We start from the raw sequence: 23,838 nt of genomic DNA on the forward strand, positions 1-23,838 counted from the left end.
ACCGACGCGATGACAATCGTAGGATCGTGGTGGCCCCGGCGGGATTCGAACCCACGGCCTTCGAATTAGGAATTCGCTGCTCTATCCGGCTGAGCTACGGAGCCACGGCGGACGATCTAACGGGACCGCTTTCACTCGTCTAGCATTGTCTGATGTGTCCGGCCAACCGCCCAGGTCGCCGCAAACAAAGGCCTGCGGGCAGCACCTAAAGCACATCACCGAACATGAACCACAACATGGCAAACCAGGCGATCAGGCCAACGACACCCAGAATCCACCCCGAACGCGCTGCCAACCAATGCCACAAACTTGCGATCACAGGATTCTTCCATTGATTGGGGAGCGCGGCCTTGAACCCATAAAGGGTTATGCCGCGCCGTCACGCCCCGAAGCTTACAGGCCGTTGCCGCCCAGCTTGTACGTCAACTGCATGAACATGCTGCGGCCGACACTATCGAACCAGCTGATGTCATAATAAGGATAGCTGGCGTATGTCCGATCCTTCACCGGGTTGGCGTCGAACAGGTTGGTCACCGTCAGCGAACCGCGCAGATGATCGGTGAAATCATATTGCAAGGTGGTGCTGAACAGGTAGCTGGCGCGGATATAGGCATCCTCGTCATAATTGGGCAGCTTGCCCAGTCGCTTGCCTTCCACCGTCCATTTCAGCTTTTCGAGCGACCAGGTAATGCTGCCGGACGTCTTGTCGCGCGGGATATAATAACCGCTGTCGGCCGCCAGCTTGTTAACCGTGGGATCACCGACATATTGGCGAATCTTGTGGTCGAACACATGGGTGTGTGACAGCGATAACGCAAATTCGCCGAAGCTGGTGGGTACCCAGCCATGTATGGCAATGTCGATGCCGCTGGTCTTTTCATGCGCGACATTGATCGGATTGATGGAGACCGAGTCCAGTTCACCTTGATTCACACCGGACGCAAAACGATGAACGCGGGTCAGCGCGTCCTGGCAGGTCGGCGACGTAATATCGACCGGGCTGCCCGCCGAAGTGGAACCAATGCGGCAATCGGCTTCGTCGCGCAGCAACTGGTCGATGCTCAGATCCAGCACCTGATTGGACAGCGCGACGCGGAAATAATCCACCGATATGTCGAAATACCGCGCTGGTGCCCAGACGATTCCGGCGTTCAGCGACTTGCTGGTTTCCGGCTTCAACCGTCGATTGCCGTCGCGTTGCGCAACGATTCCTTCGTCGGAATAGGTGCAATCGCCGATATCCTCATCCGGCTCTTCCGATCGGCACAGAAAGTAATCCGTGGCCGATGGATGTGTATTACCCGGCCCCGTGAACACATAATGCAGATCAGGCGCACGGAAGCCGGTGCCATAAGCCGCCCGCATCAACAATGTCCGGGTCGGCCGCAATTCCAGACCACCATTATATGTGAACTTGCCTACGCCATTGCCCGCAAACCGGAAATGATCGTATCGTGCGGCGCCGGACATCTGGAGAAAACTGGTTACCGGAACGCGCAATTCGCCGCCCAACGCCCAATGGGTACGCTTGCCCTGCCCGTCACTATCCTTCAGCCCGTAATAATAATCGGTAAGCGCCAAGGGATCAGGGTTCAGATCATAACCCTGCTTGCCAAACTCGCCAACCGCCGCAAAGCCGACGGGGCCGGCCGGCAACTGGAACAAATCGGTGGTGGTCAGCGTCGCTGAAAGATTGTCGGTCCAACTGCGCGGCTTGTAGACGCTGTAGACGGCGATGCTGTCATATTCCGCCCGCGTCAGGGGCTGATAAAGGCGTGCCGGATCGGCATTGAAAATCGGATAGCCGCTGTCGGGATCCACACCCTGCTGCTGCCCCAGGAACAGTTCATTGGCCTTGGCCGCGATGACCTGGGGGAATTTCACCCGCGATTTATATTCGCTATGGTTGAACGACAGTTCGTAGGACCATTTATCCGCAAAACCGCCCTTCACCCCCGGCGTGATGCTGAAAGTCTGCTGGCGGTTGCGGGTCATGACATTCTTGAAGCCGCCGGATTCTTCTGGCGTGAACTGGCGATACCAATCGTCCAGAACGCCGTCGAAACTGTTGTAGAAGGTCGCGTCGCTGCTGCCAGAAGAATTCTGGAAGCCCCATTTCATGACGTCGCGCAGCAATGAAACCTTGCTGATACCGAACTGCGCATCGACGAACAATTCGGCCGCATCGGACAATTCATACCCGGCGGACATGTAACTGTTGAAGCCTTCACGCCGGGAAATGATCGTCCCGTAGCCCACCGATCTGTCGCTGCCGCAGAAACGGCCGGGGCCATAATCGTCGAGCACAGGATCATACGCGCCATAGCGCGGCCGTGACGCATAATAGGTCGAACCGCCATTCAGATAGGCCAGCGACGCACAGGTCGCGGCGCCCGGATCGACATATTCATCCAGATCCGGATTATATCGCAGGAAAGTCCGCCCCGCCACCGTCGTTTCCGTCGTCGGGTCGTCGGCGCGACTGTCCTGAATCTTGCGGCTCGACGCCCAGATCGGGCGCTGGAGAAGATATTCGACACCGCCGACGATGTGGAAACGATCGTTCGACCAGCCGGTCGTCAACGTCGCGCGGTGCGAAGTGCCACCGCCATGTTCCGTCCGCCCGTAGCGATAATCAATGGTCGTGCCGTCGACCTTTTCCTTTAGCTTGAAGTTGATCACGCCGGCGATGGCGTCCGAACCATAGATCGCCGACGCGCTGCCGCTCAGCACTTCCACCTGTTCGATCAAACCGACGGGAATGTTGGAAATATCGGTGAAGTTGCTACGCCCCTGAAAAGGAAGCGGGAAATCGGCAATGCGGCGACCATTGACCAGTACCAGCGTATGATTGGGGCCAAGTCCGCGCAGATCGACCTGCTGGGCACCGGGCGTGAAGCTCGACCCGCTGAACGACTGCTGGCTCTGCGTTTCACCACCATTCTGGGTAACCGCACGCAGAATATCCGGCACGCTCGTATAACCATTCGCCCGGATTGTATCGGCGTTGATTACCGTCACAGGAGCCGGCCCTTCCTCCGAAACACGGGGAATGCGCGAACCGGTGACAATGATATCGCCGGCCGTATCGCTGGCGCCGTCTTGCGCCGCAGCCGGCGTGGCCAGCGCCGGCAGGCAGCAGCCTACCGCCAGGAAAGCCCGAAACGCCCGACGTGACAAATCGCTCATATACTACCCCCTTCTGCGGCTGAAGGACTGGCGCCCGCCTTCATCATCCTTCGCGCATCCGATGTCGTCTCCACCAGAATTGAGCGATCATTTCAATCACTATGCCGTTACGTGTAATCATATTGTGGGATTGTGCGGCCAATGTGTAACATGCCGCCCTCATAATGACTGACCGGGGGAGTTGAAGGTGCGTCGACCCATCAGTATCTGGGCCTTGCTGATCGCAATATTCGGGTTCGCCATCATCTCGGCCCCGGCGCTTGCGAAAAAGCCACCCTATCGCCACCACCAGTTGGGCACGCCAGGCACGCCAACACCCGGCCCCGTATCCGGCGGGCTGTTGCTGATCGGCGGCGGTGATCGCAACCATGACGCGATGCACTGGTTCTTCGGCAAAGCCGGACATGGCCATATCGTGGTGCTGCGCGCGTCGCTGGGCCCCGAAATCGGCGAAGAGTTTTTCAACGATATCGGCGGAATCCAATCCGTCGAAACCTTCGTCTTTTACGACAGAATCGCCGCCACAGACCCAAAGATACTGGCCAGCCTGCGCCGTGCGGATGGCATCTTCATCGCAGGCGGCGATCAGGCGCGCTATGTCCGCTACTGGCGGGGAACACCTGTCGCCGCCTTGCTCGACGAACATGTTGCGGCCGGCAAGCCGCTCGCGGGCACCAGCGCCGGCCTCGCCATCCTGGGTGAACGGCTTTACGCGCCCATGCAAGGCGGCAGTCTTTCCAGTTCCAGGGCTTTGGCAGCACCCTTTGGCGCCGCCAACACGATCGAAGGCGATTTTCTGCATATCGCCCTGCTGAAGGGCGTTGTCACCGACACCCATTTCAAGGAGAGGCATCGGCTGGGCCGGCTGTTCGCATTTGTCGCAAAAGCGCAGGCCGACAGGAAAGCGGATCAACCAGCCATGATAGGATTGGGTGTTGACGAAAGCGCAGCCCTGGCGGTCGAGCCGGATGGGGCCGGACGGATATACGCGACCGAGCCGGATGGCGGCGTGTGGCTGGTGGACGGTGCCGAGTTGCGCAATGTCGCGCGGCAGGGACCGCTGAATGCGCCACGGGTGAAGGTTACACGGCTTTTGACGGGATCGACCATTCACCTCCCGTCGGGAACAGTGGAAAACCCTGATTTCATCGGAACCTATTCGGCAGAAAATGGCGAATTGAATCAGTTAACTTACTGAATCGGAAACAATCTCATGATGCCCCTGCCCGGTTCTGGCCTGGACGATCTGGATGAACGCTTGCTCGGTCTTCTGCGCGAGGATGCCCGGCAGCCTATCGCGCAACTGGCCAAGGAACTGGGAATATCGCGAGGTCAGCTATATTCCCGCCTTTCGCGGCTTGAGGAAGCCGGAGTGGTTGCCGGATATACCGTGCGCCTGGGCACCGCTTTTTCAAGCAGCCGCGTACGTGCTCATATGATGATCAAGACCCTGCCCCGGTGTCGCCGCGACGTGGAACAGGCGCTGGCCAAGATCGCGCTCGTCACGGCCATCCATGCCATCAACGGCGAATATGACATCATCGCCATGCTGGAGGCCGAAGATGGCAGCCACCTGAACGATCTGATCGACGACATCGGCTTGCTGGAAGGCGTGGAACGGACAACGACCTCCGTAATCCTCGCAACGAAGGTTGATCGATAAGTTTACGCCTGCCGATGTTCGGCACGCGGGGCGATGCCCTCTGCCACCTCTCCAGTATCGTGGCAGAGGGCATCATCATTTAGGCCACCGCCGACACCGCTTCGTCCGCCCGTGCCACATTCCATTTTAACAAAAGCCTGCTGATCGCCGGCAGCACGAACAGCGTGAGCAAGGTCGCGCTGATCAGCCCACCAATGACGACGATGGCGAGAGGCCGCTGCACTTCGGCGCCCGTTCCCGTCGCGATCGCCATCGGCACGAAGCCGACAGCAGGGACGATGCCCGTCATCAACACCGCGCGGACGCGATCCATGGTCCCCATTATCACCGCGCCGTCGACCGTTGCGCCATCGATCAGGTAACGGCGAATGCTGGTCATCACCACCAATCCGTTGAGCACCGAGACACCCGAAAGGCAGATGAACCCAACGGCCGCCGATACCGAAAATGGCAAACCCGCCAATGCGAGCCCGAATACCCCGCCAGCCAATCCCAGCGGAATGGCCGAATAGACCGCTATCGCCGGCGCCACCCCGCCCAGCGCGACGAACAGGATTGCGAAGATAGCGATGAAAACGACGGGGATCACGATCATCAGCCGCGCCGATGCGGCTTGCAGATTTTCATACTGCCCCCCCCATTCGACGAAGCTTCCGGACGGTAACGTTACCCCAGCGGCGATACGCGCCCTGGCATCCTCCACAAACGAACCAAGATCGCGTCCCCGCACATTGGCTTGGACGACCACCCGGCGCTTGCCATTTTCGCGGCTCACCTGGTTCAGCCCTTCGGAAAAGCTGAAGCGCGCCAGTTCACGCAAGGGCACGGAAAGTCGCGCGCCACCTGTTTCCGGCAACATCACCGGAAGCGCGCCGATCGCATCGATATCATCACGGGTCGCTCGATCGAGACGGACGACGATATCGAACCGACGATCGCCTTCGAACACCAACCCAGCCTCACGCCCGCCCATCGCGGCCGCCACCGTGTCGGCCACATCCTGCACACTAAGGCCATAACGGGCGATGGCGTCGCGATCGAACTGCACGTCAAGCGTGGGAAAACCTGTCGTCTGTTCAACCTTCACATCCGCAGCGCCGGGAATGGCGCGCAGCACGCGCGCCACATCTTCGGCCGCCTGCCCCATGCGTTCGAGATCATCGCCGTATAGCTTGATTGCGATATCCCCGCGCACCCCGGCAATCAGTTCGTTGAAACGCATCTGGATCGGCTGCGACACTTCGAACGCATTGCCGACCAGCGGCTTCAGTCGTGCCTCGATCCGTTCGATCACCTGCGTCTTGCTGGTCACGCCATCCGGCCATTGCTCCTTCGGTTTCAGGATCACGAACGCATCCGACGCATTGGGGGGCATCGGATCGCTGGCCACCTCGGCGGTGCCCGTCTTCGAAAAGACGAAGGCGATTTCGGGTAGCGGCGCCAGCGCGCGTTCGACCTGCATCTGCATCGTGTTCGATTGGGCCAGCGATGTGGAAGGAATGCGGATCGCCTGCAGGGCGACGTCGCCTTCATCCAGTTGGGGGATGAACTCCCGTCCCAGCGTCGTGAAAACCAGCGCCGCGAGCGCGAAGGTGGCGATGCCGCCTCCGATCCATGGCCATGGCCGCGCGACCACATGATGCAGCAGCGGTTCGTAGCGCGTTCTGACCCACGCAATTGCGCCGACATCCTTTTCGGATACCCGGCCGCGAATAAGGATCGCGACCATCGCCGGCACGAATGTCAGCGACAGAATGAATGCACCCGCCAGCGCAAGCAGCACGGTAATCGCCATCGGCGAGAACATCTTGCCCTCCACCCCGGTAAAAGCGAGCAAGGGAACGAACACCAGGAAGATGATCGCCTGTCCATATAGCGTCGGACGCACCATTTCACGCGATGCTTCGAATACTTCGTGCAGACGTTCCCTCAATGTCAGCAGCCGGCCTTCGCGGTGCTGGCGTTCGCCAAGCCGGCGCAGGCAATTTTCGATAATGATGATCGATCCGTCGACGATCAGCCCGAAATCGAGCGCGCCGAGGCTCATCAGGTTTCCCGATACGCCATGCGCGTTCATGCCGATCGCCATCATCACGAACGACAGTGGGATGACGAGCGTGGCAATGATCGCCGCACGGATGTTGCCGAGCAACCAGAACAGAACAGCGATAACCAGCAAGGCACCTTCAACAAGGTTCTTTTCAACCGTCCCGATCGTTGCGTCGACCAGCGCGGAACGATCATAGACCGCCTTGATGGCAATGCCCGGCGGCAATGTCTTCGCCACCGCATCCAGCCGTTCGGCAACGGCCTCTGCCACCAGCCGGCTATTGCCGCCGGCCCGCATCAAGGCGGTACCGATAACCACCTCACGGCCGTTTTCGGATGCAGCTCCTGTCCGCAAATCGCCGCCGACGACGACGGTAGCGACATCGCGTACCGCCACCGGAACGCCACCACGCACCGCCACGGTTGCCCGCGCGATTTCATCGAGCGTTCGGATCCGGGCATCGGCGCGAACCAGAAACGCCTCGCCCCCGCGCTCGATGAAGTTGGCCCCGACAGAGATATTCGCCTTTTCCAGCGCATCGGCCAGTTCGGAAAAGGAGATGCCGAAGCTGGCAAGCTTGCCGGGATCAGGCTGAACCACGAACTGCTTTTCGTAACCGCCGATGGAATCGATACCGGCGACACCGGCGACGGAACGCAATTGCGGGCGCACCAACCAATCCTGCACCGTTCGCAGATAACCGAGCTTGGCGACCTCGTTGGTCAGATGCTCGCCGTCCGGTGTCAGGAAACTGCCGTCGGGCTGGTGGCCGGGCCGCCCTGCCACCACTAGGCTGCCGCCTTTGGCAGCCGGGTCATCAAACTCGACGACCCACATCAGCACTTCGCCCAACCCGGTCGAAACCGGGCCTAGTTGCGGCTCCACATCGTCGGGCAAGCTGCCCTTGGCCTGCGCCAGGCGTTCGGCCACCTGCTGGCGCGCGAAGTAAAGGTCGGTCGATTCCTCGAAAACAACCGTGACCTGACTGAAGCCATTGCGCGAAATTGATCGGGTCGTTTCCAGTCCCGGAATGCCGGCCATTGCGGTTTCGACCGGAAAGGTCACGAGCCGTTCCATGTCGAGCGGCCCCAGTGCCGATGCAGACGTGTTGATCTGCACCTGTTTGTTGGTGATGTCAGGCACGGCGTCGATCGGCAATTTCGTCAACTGGAACGCGCCGTACAGCGCCACGATCAGCGTAACAGCGACAACCGCCCAGCGAAAACGGACGGACATATTCAGAACATGATCTAGCATGACGGGTATATCCCCTGGCCGCGGCGATCCGCGCGGCCCCAACATTGATGTCCAAGGCGACGGGCAGGCATCAATGCTCCGCTTCGCCCTTGCCGCGTTCCGCCTTGAGGAGGAACGCCCCACGCGTCGCGATCACCGCGCCGGGATTGATTCCGCTCACAATTTCAACGCGACCACCGTTGCGCTGGCCGGTAACGACCGGCGCCACCCGGAATCCGGCGCTAGTCCGCACGAATACGGAATTGCGTCCGTCGATCGACTGAACTGCCTCCTCCGGCACGACGACGCGATCGGCCACCACCGTACCTCGCGGCGTGATACGGACACGCACGCCCTGTCCGGTCTGCAAATCGTGCCCATCATCGGCCACCAGCAGGATCGTGGCGGTTCGGCTGGTGGGGTCCAGGCCAGGCGTCGTCGAACGAACGGTCGCCGGGATGGCTGCCCCGGTCGCACCATCGATCATCGCCCGGTCACCGGGCCGAATGCGGGTGGCATCCCTCGCCGGCACCGCCGCTTCGATCTGCATCCGGCCTGGATCGACAACCCGAAACAGTTCGGCGCCAGCAGGAACATGAGCGCCAAGACGCGCGTCCGCTTTGGATATCCGCCCGGAAATCAGGCTGCTGACCGCGATGAACCGCCCGTTACCTGAGATGCCAGCCGCGATCGCAGCCGCTTGTGTGCGTCGCAGTTCAGCCTCGGCCTCGGCCAATAGTGCCTGTGCAGCCTCAAGGTCCTGACGCGCGGTTACCTTGGCGTCGAACAATCGCCGTTCGCGGGCGAATGCCTGTCGTGCGGCAGTCGCCCGCGACGCAGCGGTACTCCGCTCGGCCGCAATCGCCGCTGCATCGCGGCTTTCGAGATAGGCAATGATCTCGCCCGCTACGACAGGATCACCAAGCCGCTTGGTAATGCGCGACACCGTGCCTTCGGCGCGCGCGGTCAACAGCGCCTCGCCATCCGGGGCGGCAACGACATTGCCATGGCCCAATATTTCCGCACTCAGACTAGCTGGGGCTATCCGCTCCGTCTGGATGCCTGCGGCGGCTGCGCGCGCCGCATCCATCTCGACAAGGCCGTCATCAGCATAGCCTGCTTCGTCGCCCTCAGCCGCGTTGGCCGTCGATACGGGGTGTGGGGCAAACGCCGTGCGCCCCAGCATGACCCCACCAGCCCCGACAAGCGCCACTGCGCCGACCAGCCCGGCAAGCAGCCGGCCGGGCATTTTCGATGTCATCATCGTTCAATCCTTATTAGGCAACGGCGCGCACGAGAGCGGCGTCCGCTTCGGCAAGCGCGAACCGCGCATCGATCAATTCGCTCTGGGCGGCTGCCGACGCGGCGTGCGCGTCCAGCAATTCCATCAGCGACAGGCGGCCGGCGCGATAAGCGAGGTCCGCCAGTCGCAGCGCTTCTGCCGCTTGCGGAACGGCCACCCCTTCCAGCGCGTCGACCCGCGTCCGCGCCGCATCAAAGCCCGTTCTGGCGTTGCCGATCCGCACGGATGCCAGCGCAACAGCGGAATTCAGCCGCGCTTCCGCTGCACGCAGGCCCGCCCGCGCGGCGGCGATATTGCCTTGGTTGCGGTCACTGATCGGCAGCGGCATCGCGAAGGACGCCACGAACGCGGTATCCCCGCTATCTTCGATCCGTCGCATCCCTGCCCCCACCGATGGGTCAAGCCTGCGCGCGGCATTTTCCATGCCCAGATCTGCCTGGGCGATCAGATATTCGGCGTTCGCAAGCCGCACCTCCAGCATCATGCGCGCGTCAGCCGCCGGTGTCGCGGCGGCCATATCCCAATCCTGAATCCGGCCAATCGGTTCAGCCGTACCCAGCGTTGCCGTCAGCGAACGCCGCGCCGCAAGGTCATCAGCCTGCGCCGTCACCAGCGCCGCATCGGCCTGCGCGGCATGGGCCTTTGCGCGAAAGGCACGCAGTGGCGGTTCACGGCCGGCCGCGACCAGTTCATCGGCCACACGCGCCAATTCCCACGCGCGCGACCGATTGGCCTTGGCCAGCGTCAGCCGCGCTTCGGTGGCGAGTGCGAGCGCGAATTGCCCACGGACCGATTGGGCCAGATCGGCCTTCGCGATCTCCAGTCGTATTTCCTGTGCGACTACCGACGCCTGCGCCACGCCGATGCGCGCGGCGCGCCTTCCGCCGATATCGAGCCGCTGGGATATGGAGACCGTCGTTTCCGCTCCATTGACACCGGAATAGGCGCCACTGCCGGCGAAATTCTCCACCTCGACATTCAAATCGGGGTTGGGACGGATGCCAGCCTGTCGCAGGCGCCCGCGCGCCATCGCCAGTTCGGCTTCGGCCGCGATGATCGCCGGCGATCGGGCCAGCGCCTCTTCGACCGCCTGCTCACGCGTCAGCACAGCCGGTAACGTTGTGGTTCTGGGTTGCCGAACCGCAATTCCGGCATCGAAGTTGGGATTAAGCGGCCCATAAGGCGCGGCGACCGCAGGCGACACACCACCGGAAAACACCCCGGCGGATAGCGCGCATGCGGCCGGCAACAGCGCGGTGATCTGCCTCCGTCTGAGTGGTCCATCGACTATGATAGTCTGGATCACGAAAGGGACGACGAATGCCGAGCAAGAAGCACAAGCCGGAAGAGATCATCGGCAAGCTGCGTGAAGTTGAGATCGTGCTGGCGCAGGGTGGAACGACGGCCGAAGCCTGCCGGCGCATCGCGGTCACCGAGCAAACCTACTACCGCTGGCGCAAGGAATATGGCGGTCTGAAGACCGACCAGGCGCGGCGGATGAAGGATCTGGAGAAGGAGAATCTGCGGCTTCGCCGGGCGATCTCGGACCTGACGCTGGACAAGCTGATCCTTCAGGAGGCCGCTCGGGGAAACTTCTGAGCCCCGCGCGGCGGCGACGCTGTATCGATCAGTTGCGGCGGGAGTTGCCAGTGTCCGAGCGGCGTATATGCCGGGTGCTCGGGCAACATCGGTCGACGCATCGCAAGGTGCCGCGCGGGGCGGATGATGAGGTGCGGCTCACCGAGGACATTATCGCACTGGCCAAGCAATACGGCCGCTACGGCTATCGCCGGGTGACCGCATTGCTGCGCGATGCCGGCTGGACGGTGAACCGCAAACGCGTTGAGCGGATTTGGCGCAAGGAGGGGTTGAAGGTGCCACAGCGCCAGCCAAAGCGGGGCCGGTTATGGCTGAACGACGGCTCGTGTATCCGGCTCAGGCCGGAATATCCAGGGCATGTCTGGGCCTACGACTTCGTCGAGGGCCGTACGCATGACGGGCGCAAGTTCCGGATCCTCACCATTATCGACGAGGCCAGCCGGGAGTGCCTCGCGCTTATCGTGGCACGCCAGCTCAAGCATGAAGATGTGCTGGCGGCTCTCGCTGACCTGTTCATCGCGCGGGGACCACCGGCTCATATCCGGTCGGACAATGGCGCCGAGTTTATCGCCACTGCCGTGCAGACATGGCTCGCCCAGATCGGCGTGAAGACCTTGTATATCGCGCCCGGTTCACCGTGGGAGAATGGTTATAACGAAAGCTTCAATGGGTCGCTCCGCGACGAACTGCTCAACGGCGAGATCTTCTACAGCCTCGCCGAGGCCAAGGTGCTGATCGAGGCCTGGCGGCGGCATTACAACACCGTTCGCCCGCACAGCAGCCTCGGCTATCGGCCGCCGGCCCCGGAAAGTGCGACACCGCCATTGCCGCCGTCCGGTTCCGCTTCGCTCCACCTACCGTCAGCAATGGCGGCGGAAGCAACAATGCACTAACAATCAAACCGGACCACTCGGTGGGGGCCGATCATTCCGGCATCGAAGTTGGGATTAAGCGGCCCATAAGGCGCGGCGACCGCAGGCGACACACCACCGGAAAACACCCCGGCGGATAGCGCGCATGCGGCCGGCAACAGCGCGGCGCGCAGCAAAAATGACATGGGATTGGCTCCTGACCAGTACAAACGGCGCGGCGGCGAATTCCGTCCGCGCGCTACAGCCTGGTCAGGCGGCTGGTGGTTCTGTCAGTGGCGCAAGGGTCCGTGACGCCAGCATCGAAACGGGCATCGGACGCAACAACGGGCGCGCCGGTGAAATCATCCGGGTGGGAACCGCAATCGCTGGGGTTACTTCACCCGCACAATGATGGTGCGTCGTATGGATCGGCTGTGAATCCGGGTCATGGGACTGATCTGCATGCCGGTTCACCAGTTCCTGCTGATGTTCATCGGCATGTTCCAGAAGATGCACCGCCGGTGCGCCGGTTGCATAGGCAATAGCCGGCGCCCCTGCCCCCGCAAGCAGCACCGCCGCATAGATCAGGATGCTGATCAGTCGGCTGAACATGGATCAAGCCGCTAACATGCGGAAAGCATGCGGGCAAGTTTACGCCCTATCACCATAGGTTCAGGCATCCGGGCTTGGTGGGCGCGGCAGGAATATGCCATGCACCAAAGCCATGCCCAACATTCCCTCGCGGAGATCGATGATGCGGAAATTGTCCCTGAGCCTGGTGTCGCTGATGCTGGCAAATCTTGCCGCGCCGCAGGCGATGGCGACGGATGTGTTCGTCAGTGCCGAAGATGGGGTGCTGACCCATGTGGAAAGCGGTGCGCGGTTCCCGCAAACGGTCGCGGGGTTCGAACGCACCGGACAGGCCGCATTTGATGGCGGCGGCGAATATGTCGGCGTCGGCTATCAGCGTACTTTGGCGGATGGTTCGCCCATATCGCTAAAGATTGCGATCGCACACATCATCGGGATGACCGCCAAGGAACATTTCATCATCGCCAAACCCATGATGCTGCAAGGCTTGTCCGCCGTGCAAATCGTTTCGGAAGGCCCCTATATCCGCGCCGACAAGAGTGCCGACGGGTATATCGGCATCTTCAAGGCCCGCGACGGCGCGCGCAAGATCGGCATCGGCCTGTGGACGTTCGATCGTGGCTATTGGGACGTGCGCGGCCGCGTCGAATTTCCGCAGGGCAAGCGCAAGGAAGCGCAGGCAGCCGTCGATGCATTTGTCGATGCGTTCGTCGGTGCCGGCCAGCCGTACAAGACGCCCGCCAACTGATTTCCTCGCGACCGGGCGGTGGCGTCAGCCTTTCGATTTGCCGCCACCGCCCGGCTCTGCCCGTCTTTGCACGATATCGTGCGCCACTTTCGACGCGACTTCGGCAAGATGATCGAAGCTCGCCTCATAATGCGCCATCCCCTGGCTCAGCGACCGCAGTTCCCCTTCCAGCCCATGCAGTTCCGCCTCGGGCAACAAGGCTTCGATGGCATCCCAGCGCGACCAGCCATCCTTTGGCGCCATACCCAGCATCTGGCCGCGCCGACCGGCCACCGCCGAACCGATCCGCGATGTGGCGCTTCCCGGCGTGTGGATCGTCACCCGCGCCATCGGTTCGAGCAGATAGGGGGCAGCCGCGGCCAGCGCATCCGCCACCGCCATCCGCCCGGCCGTGCGAAAGGCCAGTTCAGAACTGTCGACGCTGTGGAATGATCCATCGACCAGCGCGACCGCCACGTCCACCACGGGAAAGCCGAACGGCCCGCGCGCCAGCGCATCGCGCGCGCCCTGCTCCACCGCCGGTATCCACTGCCGGGGGATGGCCCCGCCGGTAATCCGATCCTCGAATATGAAACCGCCGCCACGGTCGAGCGGACGAATTTCGATCACGACATCACCAAACTGGCCGTGGCCGCCCGATTGCTTCTTATGCCGTCCATGCTGGCTGGCTGGCTTTCGGATCGATTCCTTATAGGCGACACCGCGCCGATGCCCGGAAACCTCCACCCCATAACGCCGTTTCAGGCGCTCCATCGCCACGGCGAGATGTTCATCATTGATACCATGCAGCAGCGTTTCGTGTGAGGATTCATCGTGGTTCCAATGTAATCCGGGGTCCTCTTCAACCAGGCGGTTGAGCGCACTCGACAGGCGGACTTCGTCCTTATGGCCATCCACCGCCACCGCCAGCGCACAATTGGCGACCGGCAGTTCGACACCGGCGACACCGCCCACAGGCGCGACACCAATACCGGCGACATCGCCCGCGCGCACCAAATCCACTTTGGCGATGCCGACGATATCCCCCGGCTCGGCGCGCTTGATCTTGGTGGTGGTGCCCCCCTGCAAGGCGAACAGCGCGCCCGCGCGGGCGGACTGGCCATCGGCGCATATCAGGTCCGCCCCTTCGTCAAGCGCCCCCCCGAATATGCGGGCAAGCGCCAGCCGCCCGATGGCATTGCCGTGCGATATCTTCAGCACATGCGCCACAGCCCCGGTGATGCCCAGCCGGGCAGCCGTGGTTGCAGCACCGGGCGCATCGTGCCGCAGCATCTTGAGCAGCCGGCGTACGCCATGCCCGTTCAATGCGGAACCGAACAGCACCGGCACCACCAGCCCGCCCTGCGTTTCGCGCGTCAGATCACCAAAAACGAGATCGAGGCTCGGCACTTCATCGGAAAGCAGTTGTTCAAGCAGCACGTCATCATGATCGGCCAGTTGTTCCAGCATCACCTGCCGCGCGATCGCCTCCTGTTCGCGCACGTGCGGGGTAAGCGGAACCTGTTCGGATGGCTTGCCGGGGCGGTAATGATAAGCGCGCTCCAGCGCGAGATCGACAAACCCAGCTACCCGTTCGCCTGCGCTGATCGGAATTTGGCGCGCCACCAGCGCCGCCGCACTCATCGGCTGGAGGGCGGCCAGCAACTCCTCGATACTGCCGCGCGCCTGATCGATCTTGTTGACGAACACGGCATGCGGCACGCCGGCCGCCTCCAGCCGGCGCAATGTCGGCTCCACCAGCGGCGCGCGGGCCGGATCGGGATCGATCACCACCAGCGCCAGATCAACTGCCCTGACCGCCAGCGCTGCATCGGCCGCAAATCCGGCGGATCCCGGCGCATCGACGACCACAAAGCCATCACCATGCCAATCGAACCGCAACAGGTTCAGTTCGGTCGATCCACCGCGGGATCGCGCTTCCGGGCTGGAATCGCCAACGCTGCTGCCCGCACCGACTACGCCCTGCCGATCGATTGCGCCCGCCGCAAACAACAAGGCTTCGGCAAGGCTGGTCTTGCCCGCGCCGGCTGGTCCCACGAGCGCTATGGCCCGCACCTGTTTGCCCGTGCCCACCATATTGGCTCTCCTCCCGCCCGATAAGGATCCCGATCTCGTGCGCTAGTGGTGAGTCGAAGCGTCACCCCATGCGCCACGAAGCGCAAGCCCCCTTGGTAGATGGCGTGGTTTACCTGCCACCGACCCGAGGGTTGGAAATTCGCCCCGCCTTTGCGCTACGGGTGCCCCATGATCATGCGCTTCGTACTTCGTATCGGGCTTGTCCTGTTGGCCGCCCTATCAGCCCCCGGCTTTGCCGCCAAAACCGCACCCGGCACCGTGCTGGTCCGCCTGCAAACCAGCGACGGGCCGATCCTGATCGAGGTGAATGTCAAACAAGCGCCAATCACCGCCACCAACTTCTTGCGCTATGTCGATGAAAATCGGTTCGATGGCACAAGCTTCTATCGTGCCGCGCGAGCGCCCAGCGATCCCCGGCGTGGCTTGATCCAGGGCGGAATCAACCACCGTCTCGTCCGCGCGCATCAACCCATCGCCCATGAACCAAATTCACGCACGGGCCTGAAACATCTCGACGGCACGGTCTCGATGGCGCGCAACGCGCCGGGGACCGCGATGGGCGATTTCTTCATTACCATCGGCCCAGCCCCGGGGCTGGATGCGCGGCCGGATTATCCGGGTTATGCGGCGTTCGGCCGCATCGTATCCGGCATGCCTGTCGTTCATCGGATATTGGCCCTGCCCACTTACCCCGGCGGCTATTCCAAGGCGACCAAGGGCCAGTCGATCATAAACCCGGTCAAAATCATCACCGCCCGACGTGTTCCATAAAGCGCGTATGTTATTCTAAGCGGCTGTGGCGATTGCATGCACTGCGGGAATCGCACAGATCACCGTTCAATGGATAATGACAAAACAATCCCGGCCGGGGATCAGGGATCGGAGGATCGCATGAGCGCGCAGCAAGGCCGTTGGCATGGCATATTGGCCGAACTCGAACGGCGGCGCGCTTTTTCTTCCGCCATGGGCGGTTCCGAAAAACTGGAACGCCACCGTTCAGGCGGCAAGCTCGATGCGCGGCAACGCGCCGCCGCCTTATTCGACGACGGCAGCTTTGTCGAAATCGGTCGTTTCGCGGCCGCGCTGACGCAGGACGGCGATACACCCGCTCCCGCCGATGCGCTTGTCGCCGGTTTCGGCCGGATCAACGGTCGCCCCGCCCTCGCCGCGATCGAGGACTTCACCGTCCTTGGCGGTTCGATCGGCGATGCCAGCGCCGACAAGCGCTATCGCCTGACCGAACTGGCCGCGCAGGAACGCCTGCCGCTCATCTTTATGCTTGAAGGGGCCGGCCACCGGCCTACCAACAGCCATGCCGGTCGCAGCCCCAACGACCTTCAGGGTCTGGCTGACCTTTCCGGCAAGGTGCCGATGGTTTGCCTCGTGCTCGGCGCATCGGCGGGGCATGGTGCGCTAACCGCCCCGCTGTCCGATTTTGTCGTGATGACAGAAGCCGCGTCGATGTTCGCCGCCGGCCCCCTGCTGGTGAAAGGCGCGATCGGCGAGGTCGTCACCAAGGAACAACTGGGCGGCCCCCAAATCCATGTCGCCACGTCGGGTGTCGCCCATAATCTGGTAACCGATGACGCCGCCGCGATCGCGATGGCACGACGGTATCTATCCTATTTCCCGCTGAACGCATGGGATGCGGCCCCGCGCACTGATGGCCCGGATATCGGCCGGCGCCGGTTGGATGCACTCCTCGACATCATCGATCCCGATCCTCGCATTCCATTCAAGATGGGCCGTGTCCTCGAAATGCTGGTCGACGAAGGCAGCCTGTTCGAAGTCCAGCCGCAATATGGGGCGTCGCTGATCACCGCGCTCGGCCGGCTCGGCGGGCAAAGCGTCGCGATCGTTGCCAACGATCCCAGCGTCGGCGCCGGCGCGATCGATGCAAACGCGGCGGACAAGGCCACCCACTTCATGGACGTGGCGGGGGCGTTCCATCTGCCGGTCATCTTCCTTACCGACAATCCCGGCGTCATGGCCGGCACCGCCGCCGAAAAATCGGGCGTGCTGCGCCATGCCGCACGGATGTTCGTCGCCCAGCACCGGCTGCGCGTGCCCAAGCTCCATGTGTCGATGCGCAAGGCGTTCGGCTTCGGTTCGTCGATCATGGCAATGAACCCGTTCGACAATCAGACCATTTCGCTCGCTTTCCCTGCGATCACGCTGGGTGCGATGCCCGTCGGCAGCGGAGCCGCAGCAGCCAAGCTGGATGCGGACGCCCGCGCCCGGATGGCGGCGGAACAAGCCGGCAGCGCCTATCACATCGCCGGCAAGGTCGGCTTCGACGATGTCATCGACCCACGCGACCTGCGTAACGCGCTGCTGGACGGGCTGGCGCTGACGGAAGGCCGTGTGGGATTGCCGCGTGATCTCAACCGGGTATCCGGCATTCTACCATGATAGAGCGATAATATTGGTGGCATGATAGAAGCCCCCTCTATGACACCACGGTCGCTATCACGCAGATCCTTATTGCAGCACGCAACACTCGGCGTGGCCGGTCTCGCCGCCGGGCCACTATCGGCCGCCACCCCTGTCCAGCGGGGGCTGGCGGCGGCTGCCTCGGCAGTCAGCCCCGCTCTCGTCAGCCGGGCGCTGGCAGCACTCGCCCGGCACAACAGCCAGATATGGTCGCACGATGTGGTCGCGATCGCCGATTTCAGCCTGTCGTCGGCAACACCCCGCTTCCACATCGTCAACATTCTGACGGGAACGATGACCAGCTTGCGCGTCGCGCATGGCAAGGGGTCCGATCCCGATCATAGCGGCTATCTGCACAACTTTGCCGATGTGGTCGGATCGAACGCCACATCCGAAGGCGCCTATCTCACGGGGGTTGCCTATACCGGCATTCACGGGCCGTCGCGCAGGCTGATCGGGCTGGACCCGACCAATGCCCATGCCGAAGAACGCGCCATCGTCATCCATTCCGCGTGGTACGCCAACTCTGCCATGATCGCCCAGCAGGGCATCCTTGGCCGCAGCGACGGCTGCTTTGCCTTTGGCGAACAGGATATCGGGCAAGTCCTGTCGTCCATCGGCCGGGGCCGGCTGTTTTACGCCGGCAAGGGTTGATCCGCGTCAATGTCGCGCATCGGGCGGCGACCTACTGAAAACAAATTGACCAGACGAGTAGTCTACCACTAATCCGACAGCGACCGGAACGACGGTCTAGCGAGGAACGAGCATGAACGGTTGGGATGTCATCGTCGTCGGATCAGGTGCAGGCGCGCTCACCAGTGCCTTGCGCGCACAGGATCAGGGCCTGTCCGTCCTCGTCATCGAAAAATCCGACAAATATGGCGGCACTTCGGCTTTGTCGGGCGGTGGCATCTGGATTCCGATGAACCCGCAGATCACAGGCCTTGGCGGCGAGGATAATTTCAACGACGCCTGGACCTATGTGACGACCGCGACACGCGGCACCGTGCCCGAAGCGCGGCTGCGCACCTATCTCGAAACCGGACCGAAAATGCTGCGCTGGCTGGCGGAACGAACCCAGCTAACCTTCCACGCGCTGCCCAAATATCCTGATTACTACCCGGATCTGCCGGGATCGCGGCCGGGCTATCGCACGATGGAACCCAGCTTCTTCGATGCCAGCAAGCTGGGTGACAGCTTCGCCGAGTTGCGCCCGGCCGCGATCGGCACCTTGCTGCTCGGCCGCGTTTCGATGGGGCAGGCCGAAGCCGGCATCCTGTTCGCGCGTGCGCCGGGCTGGATGGCGCTGACGGCCAAGCTGCTGACGCGTTACTGGACGGATATCGGCGCTCGCCTGCGCGGCCGCCGCGATCGCCGGCTGGCGCTGGGCCAGGCGCTGGTGGGCGCGCTGCGCGCCTCGCTCGCCGATCGCGACATCCCGCTGTGGCTGAACACCAGCTTCAAGGACCTCGTCGTCGAAGACGGCCGGGTAACGGGGATCGATGTCGATCGCGGCGGCAAGACCGAACGGCTTGTAGCGCGCAAGGCCGTGATCCTTGCGGCCGGCGGGTTCGAACGCAATCAGGAGATGCGCGAACGCTATCTCCCCACGCCCACCCAGACGACATGGACGGCGGCCGCCCCCGGCAATACCGGCGATACGATCCGCGCCGGTATCGCCATCGGCGCGGCCACCGCCTTCATGGATCGCGCATGGTGGTCCCCCACCGTTCCCATGCCAGGGCAGGATACGTCCTGGGCGGTGATGGTCGAACGCTGTGCGCCAGGCTGCGTTATCGTCAATGCCAAGGGCAAGCGCTTCGCCAACGAAGCGATGCCCTATCTGGAATTTGGCGACGCGATGTATGCCGATCATGCGGCGGGCAACGGCACGGTGCCGGCATGGATGGTGTTCGACGCACGCTACCGCTGGAAATATGCCGCCGGCCCGCTGCTGCCGGCGCAGATTTCGCCCGATCGCGGCCTGCCTCGCGAATGGGAAGGCGATATTTACCACAAGGCCGAAAGCCTCGATGCGCTGGCGGCCAAGATCAACGTCGATGCCGCTGGCCTGCGCGATACGGTTGAACGGATGAACGGCTATGCCGCCACCGGCAAGGATCTGGAATTCGACAAGGGCGGAAACGTCTATGATCGCTATTATGGCGACCCCACCAACCTGCCCAATCCCTGCCTCGGCGCGCTTACCAAGGCGCCTTATTATGCGCTCAAGCTCAATCCCGGCGATATCGGCACCAAGGGCGGCCTGATGGCGGACGAATATGCCCGCGTCCTGTCCACCGAAGGCACGCCGATCCCCGGCCTCTATGTCATCGGCAACAATGCCGGCGCGCTGATGGGGCCGTCCTATCCCGGCCCCGGCTCCACGCTTGGGCCGGCAATGGTGATGGGCTGTGTCGCCGCCGACCACATCGCCGGACGCGACACCGTCGAATAAGCGCTAACGCCGCTGCCTGATGAACTGGCCGAGTTCGTCGACGGTGAGGCTGACAAAGGCAGCGGCTTCCGGCTCTGTCAGCACGTCGGGCTGCGACACATCCGAACATACCTGATCCAGCCGCCGCAGGATCAGGTGTGCACGCACCCGTTGGGTAAAACCGGCTTCACCACCGGCAAAGGCATGGGCGAACCCGCCAACCCCCGCTTCGCCCAGCCGATCGATCAGCCGATCGCGATCGTTCCGCAAACGCTGGCGAAAGCTTGGCTCGAAAATTTCAAGCTGGACGACCAGCGACGTCACGAATCCGTGATTGACATACAAAGCGGCCAACGCCGCAGTCCAGGCGGTCAACTCCGCCGCATCGTGCGCCTTCATCGCCGCCAGTTGATCGAACACCTCCATCCAGTCGGCGGTGATGCCGTCATAGATGGCCAGTGCCAGCGCCAATTTGGATTCGAAATGCATGTAGAAGGTGGCCCGGCTCACGCCCGCCGCCCGAATGATATCGTCGATCGTGGCGTAGACATAAGGCGTCGCCGAAAACACGTCGCCCGCGGCCGTCAGGATGGCCGATCGCGTCTGGCGCCGCTTTTCTTCCTGAAATGCCGTCCGCCCCCCCGGTCGTCCCCGTCCGGCGGCTGCTCTGGCTGGGCCGGCACTTCCGTTCATTCGCATTCCTCTGTTGGCACATTCCTGTTGCCTCGCATGGCCGATTTTTGCAACAGATCGTTTGACTGAACTAACAGTATGCCATAATTTTCGACCCAACGAACAAGGAGAGGATGAGGATGGGTTCCGACACGCATGACGGGGTTGATGGCGCACCATCCGGGCCGCTTCTGATCGACGTCGCGGCCGTTCTAGGCTGGGCTGCAACGGCCGATGTGGTGGTGGTCGGCTTCGGCATGGCGGGCGCCTGTGCCGCGATCGAGGCACGCGCCGCCGGCGCGTCCGTCATCATCATCGAACGCACCAGTGGCTGCACCGGCAGCACATCGGCCGCAGCAGGCCATTTCTATCTGGGCGGCGGCACGGCGGTGCAGCAGGCCTGCGGTTTCGAAGACAGCGCCGAAGAAATGGCCCGCTATCTCGAAGCCGTCGCGCTCGATCCCGATCATGAAAAGATCCAACTATATTGCGACGGCAGCGTCGCCCATTTCGATTGGCTGGAAACGCAGGGCGTGCCGTTCGATCACAGCTATTATCCGCTCAAGAATGTCGTCCAGCCGGGCCGCGAATGCCTGATCTGGACAGGTAACGAGCAGGTCTGGCCCTATCGCGATCAAGCCAAGCCCGCACCGCGCGGCCATAAGGTGGCGTTCGATGGCGAAGAAGGCGGCGGCGCGCTGGCGCTGCGTATCCTGTCCGAACGGGCGGAGGCCGCCGGTGCGCAGATCATGGCTGACAGCAAGGTCGAAGCGCTGGTCATGGAAGCAGGCCGCATCGTCGGCGTACGCATGAAGCGTTTCGGCGAAACCAGCTATGTCCGCGCCGAACAGGGCGTCATCCTTGCCGCGGGCGGATTCGGCCAGAACCCGGAAATGGTGGCGAAACACGTCCCCGCGCTCGCGTCGGCCTATATCCAGGGCAGCCCTTATGACGACGGGCTCGCGATCAACCTTGGTGTCGCGGCCGGCGGAGTGGCCATCCACATGGACGAGCCATTCATGACGTCACCATTCTATCCGCCGCAGGATTTGCTGAAGGGCATTCTCGTCAACGCGCAAGGCCAGCGTTTCGTCGCCGAGGATTCCTATCACAGCCGGTCGGGAATCTTTTCGACGCGGCAGCCCGACGGCATCGTCTATCTGATCGTCGATGCGGCAATTTTTGCCTATCCGCACTTCGCCAGCCTGACGAACCAGAGCCTGATCGACGGGTTCGAAACCATCGCCGACATGGAAACCGGTCTCAACCTGCCGGCCGGCGCGTTGCAGGCGACGATGACCGCATACAACGCGGCCGCCGCGAATGGCGAAGACCCGACATTTCACAAATATCCCAAATGGATCAAGCCGCTGACCGAAGGCCCTTATGCTGCGTTCGATCTGTCGTTCGGCCGCGCAGTCTATACCGGTTTCACACTAGGCGGGCTGAAGGTTTCCGCCGATGGCGCGGTGTTGACCAGTGCGGGCGATGCGGTGCCGGGGCTTTATGCGGCGGGTGCCTGCGCATCGAACATCGCGCAGGACAGCAACGGTTATGCGTCGGGCACCTGCCTTGGCGAAGCGTCCTTCTTCGGCCGGCGCGCAGGGCGCCACGCCGCCAGCACCCACGCGTGAAAGGCATAGTATGACCAAGGCAAAATACGGCGCGATCGATCAGATCGGCTATCTCGTCGATGATCTCGATGCCAGCATCCAGCGCTGGATCGACCTGATGGGCGTCGGCCCGTGGACGGTGTTTCGCAATGTCAGCCTCAACGGCCAGTATCACGGTCAACAGGGCATCGTCACGATGGACGTGGCGCTTGCCTATCAGGGCGATGTCCAGATCGAACTGATCAAGATCACCAATGAAACCCCCTCGCCCTATCGCGATGCCCGCGGTGCGCCGATTTTGGGCGTGCACCATATCGCATGGGTGGTTCCCGATCTCGATTCCGTCGTCGCCCGGGCCACGGCTGATGGGCTGAAAGTGGCGTTTGCGGCGTCCAATCCGGGAACGAAGGTTGCTTATATGGAAGCCGACAACGAACCCGGCGTCTTGTTCGAATTCATTGAAAGTCCTGCGACGCGCGCGATGATTGACGAAGGGATCGTCATCGCCAAGACATGGGATGGCAGCAACCCGGTGCATATCATCGATTTTGCGGGATAAAATTACATGACGGAGAGACTGAAAGGCAAAGCGGCGCTGGTCCTCGGCGTAGCACCCGGCAATGTCGGCGAAGCGATCGCGAAACGCTATCTCAGCGAAGGCGCGCGCGTCATGATCGCCGGTCGCCGCGCCGATGCGCTGGAGGCGGTCGCGGCCGAAATCGGCGCCGATTGGCTGGCGTGCGACATCACCGTCCAGCAGGATATCGACCACCTCGTCACCGCCGCCGCTGATCGGCTCGGCAAGATCGATATCGGGGTGAACGCCACCGGCTGGGGCTTGCTGAAACCCTTCCTCGATCATGATCGCACCGATCTGGATCAGATGAACGCGATCCAGTTCACCGGGCCATTTCAATATTTCCAGGCGCTGCTGCGGGCGATGCCGTCGGGCGGATCGATCATCCAGATTTCGTCGGTGACGGCGACGATCATGTTCGATCATCACGCCGCATACATGGGCACCAAGGCGGGGATCGATCATGTGATCCGCTGCATCGCGCACGAATTTGGCCATCAGGGCATCCGCGCCAATTCGATCGCGCCGGGCGGCGTGGCCGATGCGCCGATGTCCGGCGGCGGGCTGGCACTGCCCGGCGTCGCATCGCTCTATCGCCGGGAAATCCCGCTGGGCCGCAGCGGTGTTTCTGCCGACGTCGCCGATGCCGCACTCTGGCTGGCCAGCGATGAATCGAGCTTCGTCACTGGCCAGGTTCTCCATGTCAGCGGCGGCCAGACGCTGCGCCGCAATCCATCGATCATGGAGGTGTACGCCGCCTTCGCCGGATAGCCCCTTGACCCGCCATATGATTTTACGGC

Annotated in this window: 18 protein-coding genes and 1 tRNA gene; 11 read left to right on the forward strand and 8 right to left on the reverse strand. The window is 62.5% G+C overall.

Annotated elements, in window-relative coordinates:
• Positions 1-27 precede the first annotated feature (27 nt).
• Positions 28-104 (reverse strand) — tRNA-Arg (locus tag KC8_RS05065).
• A 289-nt stretch (positions 105-393) separates the two neighbouring features.
• Positions 394-3,189, reverse strand: a complete 2,796-nt coding sequence (locus KC8_RS05070; protein WP_010124319.1) for a TonB-dependent receptor plug domain-containing protein — start codon at positions 3,187-3,189, stop codon at positions 394-396.
• A 187-nt stretch (positions 3,190-3,376) separates the two neighbouring features.
• Between KC8_RS05070 and KC8_RS05075 the strand changes: the two genes are divergently transcribed.
• Positions 3,377-4,387, forward strand: a complete 1,011-nt coding sequence (locus KC8_RS05075; RefSeq protein ID WP_037495623.1) for a cyanophycinase — start codon at positions 3,377-3,379, stop codon at positions 4,385-4,387.
• Between the two features lie 15 nt (positions 4,388-4,402).
• Positions 4,403-4,852, forward strand: a complete 450-nt coding sequence (locus KC8_RS05080; protein WP_010124317.1) for an Lrp/AsnC family transcriptional regulator — start codon at positions 4,403-4,405, stop codon at positions 4,850-4,852.
• A 79-nt stretch (positions 4,853-4,931) separates the two neighbouring features.
• On the opposite strand, the gene KC8_RS05085 is transcribed toward KC8_RS05080, so the two are convergent.
• From KC8_RS05085 to KC8_RS05095, 3 genes are all read right to left on the reverse strand, one after another.
• The gene (locus tag KC8_RS05085) at positions 4,932-8,159 is read right to left on the reverse strand and encodes an efflux RND transporter permease subunit (protein ID WP_029624368.1); all 3,228 of its coding nucleotides are present in this window, start codon (positions 8,157-8,159) and stop codon (positions 4,932-4,934) included.
• 70 nt (positions 8,160-8,229) lie between these two features.
• Positions 8,230-9,402: an efflux RND transporter periplasmic adaptor subunit gene (locus KC8_RS05090; protein WP_010124315.1), complete on the reverse strand. Its 1,173-nt coding sequence runs from the start codon at positions 9,400-9,402 to the stop codon at positions 8,230-8,232.
• A gap of 13 nt (positions 9,403-9,415) precedes the next feature.
• Positions 9,416-10,549 carry a TolC family protein gene (locus tag KC8_RS05095; protein WP_232455625.1) on the reverse strand — a complete coding sequence of 378 codons (1,134 nt, stop codon included), beginning with the start codon at positions 10,547-10,549 and terminating at the stop codon, positions 9,416-9,418.
• 212 nt (positions 10,550-10,761) lie between these two features.
• On the opposite strand from KC8_RS05095, the gene KC8_RS05100 reads away from it, so the two are divergent.
• A protein-coding gene (locus tag KC8_RS05100) for an IS3 family transposase (protein ID WP_157663893.1) occupies positions 10,762-11,933 on the forward strand; the annotation gives its coding sequence in 2 pieces (ribosomal slippage) (positions 10,762-11,026 and positions 11,026-11,933; 1,173 coding nt in all).
• A 228-nt stretch (positions 11,934-12,161) separates the two neighbouring features.
• On the opposite strand, the gene KC8_RS05105 is transcribed toward KC8_RS05100, so the two are convergent.
• On the reverse strand, positions 12,162-12,503 hold the full coding sequence (locus KC8_RS05105) for a hypothetical protein (protein WP_010123462.1): 342 nt from the start codon (positions 12,501-12,503) through the stop codon (positions 12,162-12,164).
• 142 nt (positions 12,504-12,645) lie between these two features.
• Between KC8_RS05105 and KC8_RS05110 the strand changes: the two genes are divergently transcribed.
• Positions 12,646-13,230 (forward strand): hypothetical protein, encoded by a 585-nt coding sequence (locus KC8_RS05110; RefSeq protein ID WP_010123464.1) that lies wholly within the window; start codon positions 12,646-12,648, stop codon positions 13,228-13,230.
• A gap of 24 nt (positions 13,231-13,254) precedes the next feature.
• Here the strand turns inward: KC8_RS05110 and KC8_RS05115 are convergent, their stop codons facing one another.
• The gene (locus KC8_RS05115) at positions 13,255-15,306 is read right to left on the reverse strand and encodes an elongation factor G (protein WP_010123465.1); all 2,052 of its coding nucleotides are present in this window, start codon (positions 15,304-15,306) and stop codon (positions 13,255-13,257) included.
• Positions 15,307-15,474: 168 nt separating this feature from the next.
• Here KC8_RS05115 and KC8_RS05120 point away from each other — a divergent pair, with 168 nt between their 5' ends.
• The 4 genes from KC8_RS05120 to KC8_RS05135 all read left to right on the forward strand — a co-directional run bounded on the left by KC8_RS05120 (position 15,475) and on the right by KC8_RS05135 (position 20,197).
• Complete coding sequence (locus KC8_RS05120; RefSeq protein ID WP_010123467.1) at positions 15,475-16,077, forward strand: peptidylprolyl isomerase; 603 nt, start codon at positions 15,475-15,477, stop codon at positions 16,075-16,077.
• Positions 16,078-16,197: 120 nt separating this feature from the next.
• A complete protein-coding gene (locus KC8_RS05125) occupies positions 16,198-17,718 on the forward strand; it encodes an acyl-CoA carboxylase subunit beta (protein WP_037495103.1) in 1,521 nt (506 codons plus the stop codon).
• Positions 17,719-17,790: 72 nt separating this feature from the next.
• The gene (locus KC8_RS05130) at positions 17,791-18,393 is read left to right on the forward strand and encodes a murein L,D-transpeptidase catalytic domain family protein (protein WP_010123469.1); all 603 of its coding nucleotides are present in this window, start codon (positions 17,791-17,793) and stop codon (positions 18,391-18,393) included.
• Positions 18,394-18,505: 112 nt separating this feature from the next.
• Positions 18,506-20,197: an FAD-dependent oxidoreductase gene (locus KC8_RS05135; protein ID WP_010123470.1), complete on the forward strand. Its 1,692-nt coding sequence runs from the start codon at positions 18,506-18,508 to the stop codon at positions 20,195-20,197.
• 3 nt (positions 20,198-20,200) lie between these two features.
• On the opposite strand, the gene KC8_RS05140 is transcribed toward KC8_RS05135, so the two are convergent.
• Positions 20,201-20,869 carry a TetR/AcrR family transcriptional regulator gene (locus tag KC8_RS05140; RefSeq protein ID WP_010123471.1) on the reverse strand — a complete coding sequence of 223 codons (669 nt, stop codon included), beginning with the start codon at positions 20,867-20,869 and terminating at the stop codon, positions 20,201-20,203.
• 119 nt (positions 20,870-20,988) lie between these two features.
• Between KC8_RS05140 and KC8_RS05145 the strand changes: the two genes are divergently transcribed.
• Genes KC8_RS05145 through KC8_RS05155 form a run of 3 tightly spaced genes read left to right on the forward strand, consistent with a single transcriptional unit; the run spans position 20,989 to position 23,809 of the window.
• Positions 20,989-22,482: an FAD-binding protein gene (locus KC8_RS05145; RefSeq protein ID WP_010123473.1), complete on the forward strand. Its 1,494-nt coding sequence runs from the start codon at positions 20,989-20,991 to the stop codon at positions 22,480-22,482.
• A 10-nt stretch (positions 22,483-22,492) separates the two neighbouring features.
• Positions 22,493-23,020 carry a VOC family protein gene (locus tag KC8_RS05150; RefSeq protein WP_010123475.1) on the forward strand — a complete coding sequence of 176 codons (528 nt, stop codon included), beginning with the start codon at positions 22,493-22,495 and terminating at the stop codon, positions 23,018-23,020.
• 6 nt (positions 23,021-23,026) lie between these two features.
• Positions 23,027-23,809 (forward strand): SDR family NAD(P)-dependent oxidoreductase, encoded by a 783-nt coding sequence (locus KC8_RS05155; RefSeq protein ID WP_010123477.1) that lies wholly within the window; start codon positions 23,027-23,029, stop codon positions 23,807-23,809.
• Positions 23,810-23,838: the final 29 nt, after the last annotated feature.

This window comes from Sphingomonas sp. KC8, from assembly GCF_002151445.1.
In the GTDB taxonomy this organism is placed as follows: domain Bacteria; phylum Pseudomonadota; class Alphaproteobacteria; order Sphingomonadales; family Sphingomonadaceae; genus Sphingomonas_E.